This is a genomic window from Azonexus sp. IMCC34839, from assembly GCF_047047955.1.
Classification (GTDB): domain Bacteria; phylum Pseudomonadota; class Gammaproteobacteria; order Burkholderiales; family Rhodocyclaceae; genus Azonexus.
Genome location: NZ_CP150631.1, coordinates 1,380,200 through 1,394,468, shown reverse-complemented (window position 1 = coordinate 1,394,468; position 14,269 = coordinate 1,380,200). Strand labels below are relative to the sequence as shown.

Annotated in this window: 15 protein-coding genes; 6 read left to right on the top strand and 9 right to left on the bottom strand. The window is 58.7% G+C overall.

Annotated features, from left to right (window positions below; all coding sequences use genetic code 11):
- Positions 1–28: 28 nt before the first annotated feature.
- The 5 genes from WIF35_RS06950 to WIF35_RS06930 form a co-directional block, all read right to left on the bottom strand.
- On the bottom strand, positions 29–502 hold the full coding sequence (locus tag WIF35_RS06950; RefSeq protein ID WP_412480835.1) for a hypothetical protein: 474 nt from the start codon (positions 500–502) through the stop codon (positions 29–31).
- Positions 503–515: 13 nt separating this feature from the next.
- The gene (locus WIF35_RS06945; RefSeq protein ID WP_412480834.1) at positions 516–3,356 is read right to left on the bottom strand and encodes a valine--tRNA ligase; all 2,841 of its coding nucleotides are present in this window, start codon (positions 3,354–3,356) and stop codon (positions 516–518) included.
- A 71-nt stretch (positions 3,357–3,427) separates the two neighbouring features.
- On the bottom strand, positions 3,428–3,919 hold the full coding sequence (locus WIF35_RS06940; protein ID WP_412480833.1) for a hypothetical protein: 492 nt from the start codon (positions 3,917–3,919) through the stop codon (positions 3,428–3,430).
- Between the two features lie 9 nt (positions 3,920–3,928).
- The gene (locus WIF35_RS06935) at positions 3,929–4,354 is read right to left on the bottom strand and encodes a DNA polymerase III subunit chi (protein ID WP_412480832.1); all 426 of its coding nucleotides are present in this window, start codon (positions 4,352–4,354) and stop codon (positions 3,929–3,931) included.
- Positions 4,351–5,847 carry a leucyl aminopeptidase gene (locus WIF35_RS06930; protein ID WP_412480831.1) on the bottom strand — a complete coding sequence of 499 codons (1,497 nt, stop codon included), beginning with the start codon at positions 5,845–5,847 and terminating at the stop codon, positions 4,351–4,353. Before WIF35_RS06930 ends, WIF35_RS06935 begins: the two co-directional genes overlap by 4 nt.
- A gap of 72 nt (positions 5,848–5,919) precedes the next feature.
- On the opposite strand from WIF35_RS06930, the gene lptF reads away from it, so the two are divergent.
- Both lptF and lptG read left to right on the top strand, forming a co-directional pair.
- Positions 5,920–7,002 (top strand): LPS export ABC transporter permease LptF, encoded by a 1,083-nt coding sequence (lptF, locus tag WIF35_RS06925; protein ID WP_412480830.1) that lies wholly within the window; start codon positions 5,920–5,922, stop codon positions 7,000–7,002.
- Complete coding sequence (gene lptG, locus WIF35_RS06920) at positions 7,002–8,087, top strand: LPS export ABC transporter permease LptG (protein WP_412480829.1); 1,086 nt, start codon at positions 7,002–7,004, stop codon at positions 8,085–8,087. The genes lptF and lptG overlap by 1 nt, the downstream gene beginning before the upstream one ends.
- On the opposite strand, the gene WIF35_RS06915 is transcribed toward lptG, so the two are convergent.
- Genes WIF35_RS06915 through WIF35_RS06900 form a run of 4 tightly spaced genes read right to left on the bottom strand, consistent with a single transcriptional unit; the run spans position 8,088 to position 9,950 of the window.
- Positions 8,088–8,459: an RDD family protein gene (locus WIF35_RS06915; RefSeq protein WP_412480828.1), complete on the bottom strand. Its 372-nt coding sequence runs from the start codon at positions 8,457–8,459 to the stop codon at positions 8,088–8,090.
- Positions 8,460–8,506: 47 nt separating this feature from the next.
- Positions 8,507–9,010: a DUF3106 domain-containing protein gene (locus tag WIF35_RS06910; protein WP_412480827.1), complete on the bottom strand. Its 504-nt coding sequence runs from the start codon at positions 9,008–9,010 to the stop codon at positions 8,507–8,509.
- Positions 9,007–9,390, bottom strand: coding sequence for a DUF3619 family protein (locus tag WIF35_RS06905; protein WP_412480826.1), 384 nt, complete (start codon positions 9,388–9,390; stop codon positions 9,007–9,009). Before WIF35_RS06905 ends, WIF35_RS06910 begins: the two co-directional genes overlap by 4 nt.
- Positions 9,387–9,950 carry an RNA polymerase sigma factor gene (locus WIF35_RS06900; protein WP_412481221.1) on the bottom strand — a complete coding sequence of 188 codons (564 nt, stop codon included), beginning with the start codon at positions 9,948–9,950 and terminating at the stop codon, positions 9,387–9,389. The genes WIF35_RS06905 and WIF35_RS06900 overlap by 4 nt, the downstream gene beginning before the upstream one ends.
- A 117-nt stretch (positions 9,951–10,067) precedes the next feature.
- Between WIF35_RS06900 and ilvB the strand changes: the two genes are divergently transcribed.
- From ilvB to pssA, 4 genes are all read left to right on the top strand, one after another.
- Positions 10,068–11,768, top strand: a complete 1,701-nt coding sequence (gene ilvB / locus WIF35_RS06895) for a biosynthetic-type acetolactate synthase large subunit (RefSeq protein ID WP_412480825.1) — start codon at positions 10,068–10,070, stop codon at positions 11,766–11,768.
- Between the two features lie 19 nt (positions 11,769–11,787).
- Positions 11,788–12,279: an acetolactate synthase small subunit gene (gene ilvN, locus WIF35_RS06890; protein ID WP_027459068.1), complete on the top strand. Its 492-nt coding sequence runs from the start codon at positions 11,788–11,790 to the stop codon at positions 12,277–12,279.
- Positions 12,280–12,303: 24 nt separating this feature from the next.
- On the top strand, positions 12,304–13,320 hold the full coding sequence (ilvC, locus tag WIF35_RS06885; protein WP_412480824.1) for a ketol-acid reductoisomerase: 1,017 nt from the start codon (positions 12,304–12,306) through the stop codon (positions 13,318–13,320).
- Between the two features lie 187 nt (positions 13,321–13,507).
- Positions 13,508–14,260 carry a CDP-diacylglycerol--serine O-phosphatidyltransferase gene (gene pssA, locus WIF35_RS06880; RefSeq protein WP_412480823.1) on the top strand — a complete coding sequence of 251 codons (753 nt, stop codon included), beginning with the start codon at positions 13,508–13,510 and terminating at the stop codon, positions 14,258–14,260.
- Positions 14,261–14,269 lie beyond the last annotated feature (9 nt).

Here is a 14,269-nt window from a genome sequence, read left to right as displayed (position 1 = left end):
TTTTGAGCAGTGCACCGCAGCAGTCAGTTTATTTGCGTAGTTTGCGTCGGTAGAGCAGCAGGGTGGTGGCCAGCGCGCCGGCAATGGCGAACAGGAAGACCTTGCCGTTGATTTCCTGGTACTCCATCAGCACCGGCATTTCGTTGTCCAGGCGATAGCGCACGGTGGTTTGGAAATTCCACGCCGATGCCTTGAGTTGGATGGCATTCGGCAGGCGCTTCCACTGCAGCGTGATCTGCTCGTAGGCCGTTTCGCCGGTTTCGGCCGGCGGCAGCAGAGATTTGATCTTGCCGGAAACCTTGGCTTGGGCCAGTTCGCCGAAGGGCACGGCGCACACGCTGTCGTCGGCGCAGACGGCGACAATCGGGAATTCGGGCAGCCATTCGCCGCCCTTCTGCCAGGGCCAGAGCATGAACAGCCCCAGGCCCCACAGCCAGACCATCACACAGAACACCATGAAGGCGCTGAAGATGACGGTAAAGCGTTCGCTAGGCTGTTTCATGCCTTCTGCCATCTCAGTCTCCCAACTTGGCCAGTTGCGGCTTCAGCTTGTCCAGCGTGGCCGTGAATTCGGCGACGCGCTGCTTTTCCTGCTCGACCACGGCGGCCGGGGCGCGGGCAACGAAGCCTTCGTTCGAGAGCTTGCCCTGGGCGATCGAAATCTGCTTTTCCAGCTTCTCGATTTCCTTCTTCAGGCGCTCCTTCTCGGCGGCGACGTCGATCTCGACCTTGAGCATCAGGCGGGTTTCGCCGACCACGGCGACCGGGGCCACGGCATCGGCCGGCATGTCGTCGACGATCTGGACTTCGGACAGCTTGCCCAGCGCTTGCAGGATGGGGGCAAATTCCTTGATTTCCTCTCCGCCGCCGGCAACCAGCAAGGGGGTACGCTGGGCCGGGGAAATGCCCATTTCGCCGCGCAGGTTGCGGCAGGCGTAGGCCAGCGCCTTCAGGCGTTCGACCTTGGCTTCGGCCGCTTCATCGATGCGGGTCGGCTCGCAGGTTGGATAGCCGGCAAGCATGATCGAATCCTGCATTTTGCGGCCGGCGATCGGGGCGACCGTTTGCCAAAGCTCTTCGGTGATGAACGGAATCAACGGGTGGGCCAGACGCAGGATCGCTTCCAGCGTGCGGACGAGGGTGCGACGGGCGCCGCGTTGCTGGGCTTCGTCACCGGTCTGGATTTCCACCTTGGCGATTTCCAGATACCAGTCGCAGAACTCGTCCCAGATGAATTTGTAAACGGCCTGGGCAACCAGGTCGAAACGGTAATCGGTGAAGTGCTGTTCGACTTCCTTTTCCACCTTTTGCAGCAGGCTGACGATCCAGCGATCGGCAAAACTGAATTTCAGGCGGGGTTCGCCGCCCGGCGTGACGCATTCGCCACCACGACCCTGCTGGTGGTCGAGCGCCAGGTCGTGGCCTTCGACGTTCATCAGTACGAAGCGGGTGGCGTTCCACAGCTTGTTGCAGAAATTGCGGTAGCCGTCGCAGCGGTTCAGGTCGAACTTGATGTCGCGGCCCGGCGAGGCGAGCGAGGCGAAGGTGAAGCGCAGCGCATCGGTGCCGAAGGCCGGGATGCCTTCCGGGAATTCCTTCTTGGTCTTCTTGGCAATGCTCTCGGCCTGCTTCGGGTTCATCAGGCCAAAGGTGCGCTTCTCGACCAGCGCGTCGATGCCGATGCCGTCGATCAGGTCGATCGGATCGAGCACGTTGCCCTTCGACTTGGACATCTTCTGGCCTTCGCCATCGCGGATCAGGCCATGCACGTAGACGTGCTTGAACGGGATCTTGCCGGTGATGTGCTTGGTCATCATGACCATGCGCGCCACCCAGAAGAAGATGATGTCGAAGCCGGTGACCAGCACGGAGGAGGGCAGGTACTGTTGCAGCATCGGGTTGGCGGCGTCGGAGGCTTCGTCGCCGGTCCAGTCGAGGGTCGAGAACGGCCACAGGGCGGACGAATACCAAGTGTCGAGCACGTCTTCGTCGCGCGTCAGCTGGCCGGCGTAACCGGCCTTGTCGGCCTGCTTGCGGGCTTCGTCCTCGTTCTGCGCGACGAACACCTCGCCATTGACGCCGTACCAAGCCGGAATCTGATGGCCCCACCACAGCTGGCGGGAAATACACCAATCCTGAATGTTGTTCAGCCACTGGTTGTAGGTGTTGACCCAGTTTTCCGGGTAGAACTTGATCTCGCCGGAGTGGACGACTTCCAGTGCCTTCTCGGTGATCGACTTGCCATCGGCGCCCGGCTTGGACATGGCGACGAACCACTGGTCGGTGAGCATCGGCTCGATGACGACACCGGTGCGGTCGCCGCGCGGTACCTTGAGCTTGTGCTTGTCGGTCTTTTCCAGGATGCCGAGGGCTTCCAGATCGGCGACGACGGCCTTGCGAGCGTCGAAGCGGTCGAGGCCGCGGTATTTTTCCGGCGCGTTGTCGTTGATCTTGGCGTCCAGCGTCAGGATCGAGATCATCGGCAGGCCGTGGCGCTGGCCGACGGCGTAGTCGTTGAAATCGTGGGCTGGCGTGACCTTGACGCAGCCGGTGCCGAATTCGAGATCGACGTAGCTGTCGGCGATGATCGGGATTTCGCGCTCGGTCAGCGGCAGCTTCACCATCTTGCCGATCATGTGCTTGTAGCGCTCGTCTTCCGGGTGGACCATCACGGCGGTGTCGCCGAGCATGGTTTCCGGGCGGGTGGTGGCGACCACCAGGCTACCCGAGCCGTCGGACAGCGGGTAGCGGATGTGCCACATGAAGCCATCTTCTTCTTCCTGGACGACTTCCAGGTCGGATACGGCGGTGTGCAGCTTCGGGTCCCAGTTCACCAGGCGCTTGCCGCGGTAGATCAGGCCTTCGTTGTAGAGGCGAACGAAGGTTTCGGTGACGACCTTGTTGAGGCCGGCATCCATCGTGAAGCGCTCGCGCTTCCAGTCCGGGCTGGTGCCCATGCGGCGCATCTGGCGGGTGATGGTGCCGCCGGAGTATTCCTTCCATTCCCAGACTTTTTCCAGGAACTTCTCGCGGCCGAGGTCGTGGCGGCTGACGCCTTGGGCGTCCAGCTGGCGCTCGACGACGATCTGCGTGGCGATGCCGGCATGGTCGGTGCCCGGCTGCCACAGCGTATTGTGGCCCTTCATCCGGTAGTAGCGGGTGAGGGCGTCCATGATCGTCTGGTTGAAGCCGTGGCCCATGTGCAGGGTGCCGGTGACGTTCGGCGGCGGCAGCAGGATGCAGAAATTGTCTGCCTTGTTGGCGTCGACGCCAGCGGCAAAGTAATTCTTGGATTCCCACTCGGGGTACCAGCGGCGTTCAATATCCGCAGGCTCAAAGGCTTTGGCGAGTTCCATCTGTCTGGAAGAAAAGGGGAAAACCTTGAATTATACCGGACAGGGCCGGTGCACCGCAGCAGTGCTGCTAATCAGCGGATTTCGTCGGTGCTGGCCTGCTCGGCCAGAATCTCCGCGACGGTATCAGCGATCAACTGCGGAAGTTCGGCCGCGAGGCGGCGCTCGATGCGTTGTGCGACCTCGCGGATCAGCGCTTCGCGCAATGCGACATCGGTGGCGGGTGACACAGTGGCTGGGACGGGCTCTGGTTCTGCAGGCTCGGCCGGTTCGGCCAGTGGATAGGCTGCGAATTCAGGGGCTGGTGCCTCGGGCGAAAATGCTGTTGCGGCTGAAGCTTCGTCGGCCTCAGGGGGCAGCTCGGCGAAGCTGATTTCCAGGGTCGGCAACGGTTCGTCGAGCGCCGGATGCGTTGCTTCGAAGTGCGGCAGGTCGACATTGAACAGAACCGGGATGTCCTCGTCGTCCACAGCATCGGTCAGGACCGGAACGTCGTCCGCTTCGCTGCCATTCTGGCGGCGGCGCTGCATCAGGGCATCGGCACGGGCGATGATCGGGTTGGGCACGGCGTTTCCTTAACGGTTGCTCAAGTCGAAATACTGAACTTCGTAGCCTTGCTCGCGGTAGGACTTGACGCGATCGCGGGCAGCGAGGCGGTCGCCCTCGTCCTGGCCAACGACCTCGACCAGACTCTGAAAGCGGGAAAAGCCTGGCGGAATGTCGCGGCCAAGGTTCATCAGGCGTTCGTTTTGCGTCGGCTGCGCAGGCATTTCGCCCGCGATCAGGATGGGCGTCTCGGAGGCCAATGGTGAATCGACCCGGCAGTGCGGAATGAAGCTCAGTTGCGCGTTGGTCCACAGCAATCGGTCGATGCCGTCGGCGATGGCGCTGTCTGGCGCATAGACCAGTATCGACTTCTTCTTGGCGTAGGTGCCGGAAATCAGTGCGCAGGCGGCGGCCAGCTTGTCGGAGGCGCCGTGGTAGAAGAAAACCTGGGTCAATCGATTTTCCCCGCGCGGCGCAACAGGTAGTTGGCCAGCAAGGGCACCGGGCGGCCGGTGGCGCCTTTGTCGCTGCCGGATTTCCAGGCGGTGCCGGCAATGTCCAGGTGTGCCCAGTCGTATTTCTTGGTGAAACGGGACAGGAAGCAAGCGGCCGTGATGGCGCCGCCCATGCGTCCACCGACATTGCCCATGTCGGCGAAGGGGCTCTTCAATTGCTCCTGGTAGTCGTCCCATAGCGGCATGTGCCAGGCGCGGTCGTGGGCGTCTTCGCCAGCTTCCAGCAGGTCGCGGGCCAGACTGTCCTTATTGGCAAACAGGCCGCTGGCGACACCGCCCAGGGCCACGACACAGGCGCCGGTCAGCGTGGCGACGTCAATGACCGTATCAGGTTCGAAACGCTCGGCGTAGGTCAGGGCGTCGCACAGGATCAGGCGCCCTTCGGCATCGGTGTTCAGGATCTCGATGGTCTGGCCGGACATCGAGGTGACGATGTCACCGGGGCGGGTGGCGTTGCCGCCCGGCATGTTTTCGGTGGCCGGAACGATGACCGTCAGGTTGATCGGCAGGGCCATCTGCGCCACGGCTTTCATGGTGCCCAGTACGCCGGCTGCGCCGCACATGTCGTATTTCATTTCGTCCATATCGGCAGCCGGTTTCAGCGAGATGCCGCCGGTGTCGAAGGTAACCCCCTTGCCAACCAGAACGATGGGTTTTTCGCCGGCCTTGCCGCCCTGATAGGTCAGCACGATCAGTTTGGGTGGCTGGTGGGCGCCGCGAGCCACAGCGAGCAGGGAGTGCATGCCCAGCTTTTCCATCTCGGCGCGATCCAGAACCTCGCAGCCGAGGTTGAATTCCTTGGTCAAGGCCTCGGCTTGCTCTGCCAGGTAGGTCGGGTGGCAGACATTGGGCGGGGTGTTGCCGAGGTCTCGGGCCATGGCCATGCCTTCGGCGATGGCGATGCCTTGTTTCATCGCTTCTTCGGCAACGGCCAGTTCGTTGCGCCGTTCAACGCCGAACATCAGCTTGCGCAATGGGCGGCGTTGTTCGTTCTTCTTGCTCTTGTAGTCTTCGAAGCGATAGGTACTGTCGAGGGCGATCATCGCCGCCTGCCGCATGCGCCAGGCCAGATCGCGCTTCTTGACCGGAAGTTCGGTCAGGAAAATTGCCGCGTCGCTGGTGCCGGTATCGTTTAGTGCCTTGATGACCGTGCGCAGGGTGTTGCCGAATTCCTTCTCGCGGAATTCCTTTTCCTTGCCCAGGCCGACCAGCAAGACACGGTCACACAGCGTACCCGGTACGTTGTGCAGAACGACCGTGGTGCCAGCTTTACCTTCCATGTCGCCACGTCGGAGAATATCAGCGATGAAGCCGTGTGCAGCCTTGTCGAGCAGCTCGGCGGGGAGTGTCAGTTTCTTCGATTCGAACACTCCGACGACGACGCAACCCGTACGCTGTTTTTCCGGGCTGCCGCTTTTTATGCTAAATTCCACAAGCTGCTCCTGATCAAGGAAATATCGGTTTTCGCGGGATTATCCCCGCATTTTTTTGGTTTCGTCAAAAGCATGATATTCGAGCGCGCCGCCCGGCGTGAATTCGCTCAGGCAGCAGCCGGCATCAGTGTCGCGTTGCTGGCTATCCTGACCTCTACCCAATTGATTCGCCTGCTCAAGGATGCAGCGGGCGGCCGCATCGCGCCTGAAGCGGTTGCTTCGCTGCTCGGCTTTGCCGCATTGAACTTCATGCCCATCCTGCTATCGCTGACACTTTTCGTCGCGATTCTGCTCAGTCTGTCCAGAGCCTATCGCGATTCGGAAATGGTCGTCTGGTTTTCCTGCGGGCAACCGCTGACTGCCTGGGTGCGTCCGGTCTTGAGATTCGCCGCGCCCATTGTGGTCGCCATCGCCGTGCTGGCCGGCTTCCTTTCGCCGTGGGCGAATTACAGTACGGCCGATTATCGGCAAAGGCTGAAGGCTCGCAGTGAACTATCGCAGGTATCGCCTGGTGCATTCCGCGAGGTCAAGCAGGGGCAGCGTGTCTTCTTCGTGGAGGCGATTGCCGACGATGCCAGCCGCGTCGGCAATGTCTTCGTAGCCTCCATGCAGGAAGGGAAACTGGGCGTTGTGATGTCCGACTCCGGCTATCAGGAAGTGGCCGAAAACGGCGATCGCTTCGTCGTTCTGGAGGACGGTCGGCGTTACGAAGTCGAGCCGGGCTCGCCGGAATTCAAGGTCATGGAATTCGAACGCTACAAGGTGCGCATGGAAGACGGCGAGGCGCGTCCCGCAGAGCGTTCGCCCAGTCGGATGTTGCTGACTGAATTGGTCTTTGAAAAAAGCAATGTGGCGCGCGGGGAGTTGCTGTGGCGCATCGGGATGCCGGTTTCCGCGCTGATTCTCGCGCTTCTGGCGATCCCTCTGTCTTACGTGAATCCGCGCGCCGGTCGTTCGGCCAATATGTTGATCGCCATCCTGATCTACGCCATCTATAGCAATCTGATGTCGGTCAGTCAGGCTTGGGTAGCGCAAGGAAAAATGTCCTTCTGGGTCGGTGTCTGGGCGGTACATGCCTTGATGCTGTTGCCGCTGCTGGTGCTTTTCTATCGTCGCGTCGCAATACGCATGCCTTGGCAGCGGCGGGGGGCGTGATGTTTCGCTTGAATCTCTACCAGCGCTACCTGATGCGAGAGACCTTCGCCGCGGTCTTTCTGGTGCTCGCAGCTTTCCTGGCGCTGTTCAGCTTTTTCGATTTCATTGACGAATTGCGCAGTGTCGGCAAGGGGGGCTACACACTGGGGCATGCGGCACTTTTTGTCGCGCTGAGCCTTCCCGGTTTGGTTTACGAATTGATACCGATCGCGACGCTGATCGGTGCCCTGTATGCCTTGTCGACCTTGGCCAGGCATTCCGAGATCACCGTTTTACGGGCTTCTGGGCTGGCAACACGTGATTTGCTGATGACCTTGTTCCGGGCGGCAGGTTTGTTGGCATTGCTCACGTTTATCGTCGGCGAGGGTTTGGTGCCGTTCGCCGAGCGCTTCGGGCAGGAGTTGAGAGCTACGGCCCTCAGCAAGGTGATTGCCCAGAGCGGATTCGAGAGTGGGTTGTGGATCAAGGACGGGCGTAGCTTCATCAATATCCGCAAGGCGACGCCCGATGCAAAGCTTGAAGGGGTGCGTATTTATCGCTTCAAGGCGGACAACACCCTCGAATCCGTGATCGAAGCCCAGCAAGCTGAATACCATCTTCCGGATCGTTGGGAGTTGAAGGATGTTGTCAGCACCAGCTTGGATGGGGATTTATCACGTGTTGAACGCCAAGCGGTTGCCGATTGGCATTCCGCGGTGAATCCGGATTTGTTGGCCGTGCTGATGGTTTCTCCGGAGCGCATGTCGCTCTACGGCTTGTTCAGCTATACGCGCCATCTGGCCGAAAACAAGCAAAAAACCGAGCGTTACCAGATCGCGCTGTGGAAGAAGCTGATCTACCCGCTGGCGGCCCTGGTCATGGTTGCCTTGGCCTTGCCCTTCGGGTATTCGCACAACCGTGTGGGTGGCGTCAGCTTGAAGATTTTCGCTGGCGTGATGCTGGGTATCCTGTTTTACGCCCTCAACGGTTTGTTCTCCAACCTCGGCGTGATTAACGCTTGGCCGCCGTTTGCCAGCGCTACAGCGCCTTCAGCACTCTTCCTCCTGGCTGCGATTGGCATGCTGTGGTGGGTGGAGCGTCGCTGATCAGTCTGCTTTGACGATGCGTGTGCCGGCAATCCGGTCGTGCAAAAACTGAGCGTCCTTGTCGAGTAGGGCCCACAGAATGCCGATGCCGAACAATAAGACGCTCGGCCAGGCGGCCAGGTAGCGAAGTACGGCCTGCAATGGCCTGAGTTGACTGCCCTTGTTGTCGACCAGGCGCAAGCGCCATGTCTTCATCGGCAGCGTCTGCCCAGCTTTTAGCCAGAACCAAACGAAATAAAACCCGAGCAACAGGAATACGTGGAGCCAGAGCAGTTTTGCGCTCTGCATGCCCCACATGCCGGCGACCAAAGCTTGTGGCAGCCAGAAGAAAATCAGCAGGACGGCGAAAATTACCAGCCCCTCGTACAACATGCTGGCCAGGCGGCGGCCAATCCCCGGAGTTTGTAGCTGCATCGATGTCAGTGTTTGCCCGTTTCCGGAGAGCTGCCTGATGGGCTGCCAGCGGGAGTGGGTTCGGTGGTTTCGGCGGGTGTGGGTACAGCCAGGAGCTTTGAAGATTTTCCGCTCTCGCGCGCCCGTTGTTTTTCTTCAGGTGGAAGGTTGGAATAGGCCTCCCATTTTTGCTTGACCAGTTTTTTCTGCTCGGCCGGCAGTTGGTTGAAATCCTTATAGGTGTCTCTCACCTTGGATCGTTGTTCCGGGGTGAGGGATGCCCACTCGCGCATGCGGTCCTGCATGCGTTGCTGCTCGTCGGATTTCATTATCGGGTAGCGGTCAGCGATACCAAGCCACTTCTTGCGCCGTACGTTCTCCATGCTGTCCCAATCCTTTGCCAGAGGAGACAGAATGTTGCGTTGCTGCGAGTTGAGCTGCGACCAAGCGGGTTGCGGTGGGGTACCGATAATGACCGTTGTTGGGGGCTCGGCGGCTTGGCTACAGGTAAGCCATAGCGCGAGGATCATTCCTCCGGAGAGTCGTCGATTAGCCATTCAAAGAAGTCGTTGTCGAGAAATGCCTCGGGTGGTAGGTCATCCGAGAGAAGGGCGCTATCCACTTCCTCGAGTGCGGAAACGTACTGTACGCTGTGCCAGTAGAATGAAATCCACATCCCCAGCAGCAAGGCAAGCATTGCCAGCAGTTGCCGAAAATAGGGGAAGTGATGGTTGTGGCCGAGATTGATATTGCCGACCCCGGCCCATGCGACCTCGCCAGCGACTTGTTTTTGTCGTGACAGGGCGAGATGGCGAGCCGCCTCCAGCCGACGGCTGGAAGCTGGAGGGATCTCTTTCAATCCATGGTTCAGCGCATGCCGAATCCGGTATGCGTAACGTTCTTCTTTCATAGCTTTATTCCTCTGGCCGACAGGGCGGCTGCCAGCGCGTGGGTGGCGCGCGAGCAATGGGTTTTGACGCTGCCTTCTGAGCAGCCCATCGCAGCCGCGGTCTCGGCTACGTCCATGTCTTCCCAGTAACGCATGAGGAATGCTTCACGTTGACGCGCTGGCAATTTTTTTATTTCTTCTTCGATGACTTCGAGCGTCTGGCTTTGCAGGAGCGTGGCCTCGGGGGTACGTAGGCCGTTGTCGTCTTCGTCGGCCGCAAGTGTCTCCAGAGGGTCGCTGTCTTCGTCATCGTCCGACGAAAATGCGGAGAGCAGGGTGGTCCACATGGAGCGGACCTTGCTGCGTCGGTAATAGTCGCGGATGGTGTTCTGCAGGATGCGTTGGAACAGCATCGGAAACTCTTCGTCCGGGCGATCGCCATATTTTTCGGCGAGCTTCAGCATCGCATCCTGAACGATATCGAGAGCGGCTTCCTCGTCGTGAACGGCAAAGATCGCCTGCTTGAAGGCTCTGCGTTCTACCGATTCGAGGAAGCTCGAGAGTTGTTGGGGTGAAGCCAGGGTAGTATCTTCCGAAAAAGCCTTGAGGAATCTAGGGATTGCCTTGAAACCTTGACCGAAATTGGGCTCTAGATTAAGGTTACGCCCTTTTAGGCTATAGCTTTTTTGGGCTCAAGGATGATGATCAGCGGTGCAGAAATTGTAATCAGGTGCCTGCAGGAAGAAAAGGTCGACTACGTCTTCGGGTATCCGGGCGGTTCCGTCCTGCACATTTACGACGCCCTCTTCAAGCAGGAAGAGGTCAAGCATATCCTGGTCCGTCACGAGCAGGCTGCTGTGCATGCGGCCGACGCCTATTCGCGTTCTTCGCAAAAAGTCGGCGTGGCTTTGGTGACTTCCGGCCCCGGTGTAACCAATACGGTAACCGGCATCGCTACTGCTTACATGGATTCCATTCCGATGGTCGTGCTGTGCGGTCAGGTGCCGACCGCCTATATCGGTCAGGATGCGTTCCAAGAGTGCGATACGGTCGGTATCACCCGTCCCTGCGTCAAGCACAACTTCCTGGTCAAGGATGTGAAGGACTTGGCGAGCACCATCAAGAAAGCTTTCCATATCGCCTCTACCGGGCGCCCTGGGCCGGTCGTTGTCGATATTCCCAAGGACATCACCGCACAGGTCTGCGAGTTCGATTACCCGAAGACCGTGCAGATGCGGTCGTACAATCCCGTGGTCAAGGGGCACCTTGGTCAGATCAAGAAGGCTGTGCAGATCTTGCAGGAAGCCAAGCGTCCGATCATCTATACAGGTGGTGGCGTAATCCTGTCGGATGCATCAGAAAAGCTGACCGAGCTGGCTCGCAAATTGAATTTCCCGGTTACCAATACCCTGATGGGGCTGGGTGGCTATCCGGCGACCGACAAGCAATTCGTTGGCATGCTGGGCATGCACGGCACTTTCGAAGCCAACAACGCGATGCACTATGCCGATGTGGTCCTCGCGGTCGGTGCGCGTTTTGATGACCGAGTGATCGGCAATCCCGACCACTATGGGCAGGAGAAGCGCCGCGTCATTCATATCGATATCGACCCGTCGTCGATTTCGAAGCGCGTCAAGGTTGATGTGCCCATCGTCGGTAATGTTGCCGACGTACTCGATGAAATGCTCAAATTGATGGATGGCAGTTTCAAGGCCGATCCTGAGGTGGGTGATTGGTGGAAGCAGATTGACGAATGGCGCAGCCGTGACTCGCTAGCCTATCGTCAGTCGGAATACATCATGCCGCAGTATGTGGTCGAGAAGCTCTACGAAGTGACCGGCGGCGATGCTTTCATTACCTCCGATGTCGGCCAACACCAGATGTTCGCCGCTCAGTACTACAAGTTCGACAAGCCGCGTCGCTGGATCAATTCCGGCGGCTTGGGAACCATGGGCGTCGGCTTGCCTTACGCGATGGGCGTATTGTTCGCCAACCCGGGCGCGCAAGTTGCCTGTGTGACCGGTGAAGGTTCGATCCAGATGTGTATTCAGGAATTGTCGACCTGCAAGCAATTCGAGCTGCCGATCAAGATCATCAACCTGAATAACGGTATGCTCGGCATGGTTCGCCAGTGGCAGGAAATGTTCTATTCCAAGCGTTATTCGCAGTCCTACGTGACCTCGCTGCCGGATTTCGTCAAGTTGGCTGAGTCTTATGGGCACGTCGGCATGCGTATCGAAAAGCCGGAAGATGTCGAGCCGGCGCTGCGCAAGGCCTTCACCGAACACAAGAACGACCTCGTCTTCATGGATTTCATTATCGATCCGGGTGCCAACGTTTTCCCGATGGTTGCCGCAGGCAAGGGCTTGACCGAAATGATCCTCGCAGAAGACATCTGAGCGGGGGAGGATAAGAAAAATGCGACATATCATTTCCATCCTGATCGAAAACGAAGCGGGGGCGCTCTCCCGTGTGGCCGGGCTGTTTTCCGCTCGTGGCTACAACATTGAATCGCTAACCGTGGCTCCGACGGAAGATCCCTCGTTGTCGCGGATGACCATTCTGACCTGGGGCTCCGACGAGGTGCTCGAGCAGATCACCAAACAGCTCAACAAGCTGGTTGATGTCGTCAAAGTGGTCGATCTCTCCGAAGCCGCCCATGTCGAACGCGAACTGATGCTGATCAAGGTTCGGGCGACGGGTAAGGACCGCGAAGAGATGAAGCGTATGGCCGATATTTTCCGTGGTCGTATCATCGATGTGACGGAATCGACCTACGTTATCGAACTGACGGGTGCCAGTTCGAAGCTTGACTCGTTCATTGCTGCGCTCGATGCCGGGCTGATTCTTGAAACGGTACGCACAGGTGTTTGCGGCATTGGCCGCGGCGATCGCATTCTCAAAGTCTAACTATCTGTCAATAAAGAGGATTTCATGAAAGTTTATTACGACAAGGACGCCGATCTCTCCCTGATCAAGGGCAAGAAGGTCACCATCGTTGGTTACGGCTCGCAAGGCCATGCCCACGCCCAGAACCTGAAGGATTCCGGCGTCAAGGTCACCGTTGGCCTGCGTAAGGATGGCGCTTCCTGGAAGAAGGCCGAAGCCGCCGGTCTGAAGGTCGAAGAGATTGCCAAGGCCGTCAAGGGCGCCGACGTCGTCATGATCCTGTTGCCGGATGAGAACATCCCGCAGGTTTACAACGAAGAAGTCGCTCCGAACCTGAAGAAGGGTGCTGCCCTGGCTTTTGCCCACGGCTTCAACGTGCATTACAACCAGGTCGTGCCGCGTGCTGACGTCGACGTCATTATGGTTGCTCCGAAGGGGCCAGGCCACACCGTGCGTTCCGAGTACCTGAAGGGTGGCGGCGTGCCGTCCCTGATCGCTGTTTATCAGGACAAGTCTGGCAAGGCCAAGGACATCGCCCTGTCTTACGCTGCGGCCAACGGCGGTACCAAGGGTGGTGTCATCGAGACCAACTTCCGTGAAGAAACCGAAACCGACCTGTTCGGCGAGCAAGCCGTTCTGTGCGGCGGTGCCGTTGAACTCGTCAAGATGGGCTTCGAGACGCTGGTTGAAGCTGGCTACGCTCCGGAAATGGCCTACTTCGAGTGCTTGCATGAACTGAAGCTGATTGTCGACCTGATGTACGAAGGCGGCATTGCCAACATGAACTACTCGATTTCGAACAACGCAGAGTACGGTGAATACGTGACCGGTCCGGAAGTCATCAACGCTCAGTCGCGCGAAGCCATGCGCAACGCACTGAAGCGTATCCAGACCGGCGAGTACGCCAAGATGTTCATTCTGGAAGGTCGCACCAACTATCCCTCGATGACTGCACGCCGTCGTCTGACCGCCGCTCATCCGATCGAACAGGTCGGCGAAAAGCTGCGCGACATGATGCCGTGGATCAAGAAGAACAAGTTGGTTGACCAGTCCAAGAACTAAGCGGACGGTTCTTAAGCGGCTTGTGGAGTGTTCGGTGACTGGGTATCCGTTTCCCTTGTTATCGACCACTTAGCGTAGCTGGCTGACGATGGGCGGTACAGGTGACTGTGCCGCCCTTGTTGTTTGCGGATATGGCACCTTTACGGGTGTATCCTTCAACGATATTCCGACGCAGTGCAATCGACCCATGACTGAACTCAAACCACGCAAGTCCTTGTTTAACCCCGAAGTCAAACGGCGCGGTATTTACGTACTGCCCAATTTGTTTACCACGGCTGCCCTGTTTGCGGGGTTTTTCGCCATCGTGCAGGCCATGCAGGGGGATTTCGCGCGGGCAGCCATGGCGATTTTTATCGCGATGGTACTCGACGGTTTGGATGGGCGAGTGGCTCGTCTGACCAATACCCAGTCAGCCTTCGGGGCCGAATATGACTCGCTGTCCGATATGGTGAGTTTTGGTGCGGCACCGGCGCTGGTGATGTACGAGTGGGCGCTTAGGGATCTTGGGCGCCTCGGTTGGATCGCTGCCTTTGTGTATTGTGCCGGAGCTGCCTTGCGTCTGGCACGCTTCAATACGACGCTGGAGGTTATCGACAAGCGCTATTTCCAGGGCTTGCCTTCGCCTGCGGCGGCAGCACTGGTGGCTGGTTTGGTCTGGGTGATGATCGAAACGGGAGTGGCCGGTAGCGACGTTCGCTGGTTTGCTTGTGCGCTGACCATTTTTGCTGGTGTGACGATGGTGTCGAACATCCGTTTTTATAGTTTCAAGGACATCAATCTGAAGAAGAGCGTTCCGTTCTTCGTCATCGCGGCAATTGCCTTGGGTTTTGCGCTGGTGGCATATAGTCCCGAAATCGCCTTGTTCGGCTTTTTTGTTCTTTACGGTTTGTCTGGCTATGTTCAGGCGGCAATTGGTTTGCTGAAGCGCAAGCCGCAGTAAGACGGAGTG

Excerpts from the sequence above, each read along its gene's own strand:
- WIF35_RS06950 (WP_412480835.1), bottom strand. The coding sequence starts at position 502 with ATGAAACAGCCTAGCGAACGCTTTACCGTCATCTTCAGCGCCTTCATG.
- WIF35_RS06945 (WP_412480834.1), bottom strand. The coding sequence starts at position 3,356 with ATGGAACTCGCCAAAGCCTTTGAGCCTGCGGATATTGAACGCCGCTGG.
- lptF (WP_412480830.1), top strand. The coding sequence starts at position 5,920 with ATGATATTCGAGCGCGCCGCCCGGCGTGAATTCGCTCAGGCAGCAGCC.
- lptG (WP_412480829.1), top strand. The coding sequence starts at position 7,002 with ATGTTTCGCTTGAATCTCTACCAGCGCTACCTGATGCGAGAGACCTTC.
- WIF35_RS06915 (WP_412480828.1), bottom strand. The coding sequence starts at position 8,459 with ATGTTGTACGAGGGGCTGGTAATTTTCGCCGTCCTGCTGATTTTCTTC.
- WIF35_RS06910 (WP_412480827.1), bottom strand. The coding sequence starts at position 9,010 with ATGATCCTCGCGCTATGGCTTACCTGTAGCCAAGCCGCCGAGCCCCCA.
- WIF35_RS06905 (WP_412480826.1), bottom strand. The coding sequence starts at position 9,390 with ATGAAAGAAGAACGTTACGCATACCGGATTCGGCATGCGCTGAACCAT.
- ilvB (WP_412480825.1), top strand. The coding sequence starts at position 10,068 with ATGATGATCAGCGGTGCAGAAATTGTAATCAGGTGCCTGCAGGAAGAA.
- ilvN (WP_027459068.1), top strand. The coding sequence starts at position 11,788 with ATGCGACATATCATTTCCATCCTGATCGAAAACGAAGCGGGGGCGCTC.
- ilvC (WP_412480824.1), top strand. The coding sequence starts at position 12,304 with ATGAAAGTTTATTACGACAAGGACGCCGATCTCTCCCTGATCAAGGGC.
- pssA (WP_412480823.1), top strand. The coding sequence starts at position 13,508 with ATGACTGAACTCAAACCACGCAAGTCCTTGTTTAACCCCGAAGTCAAA.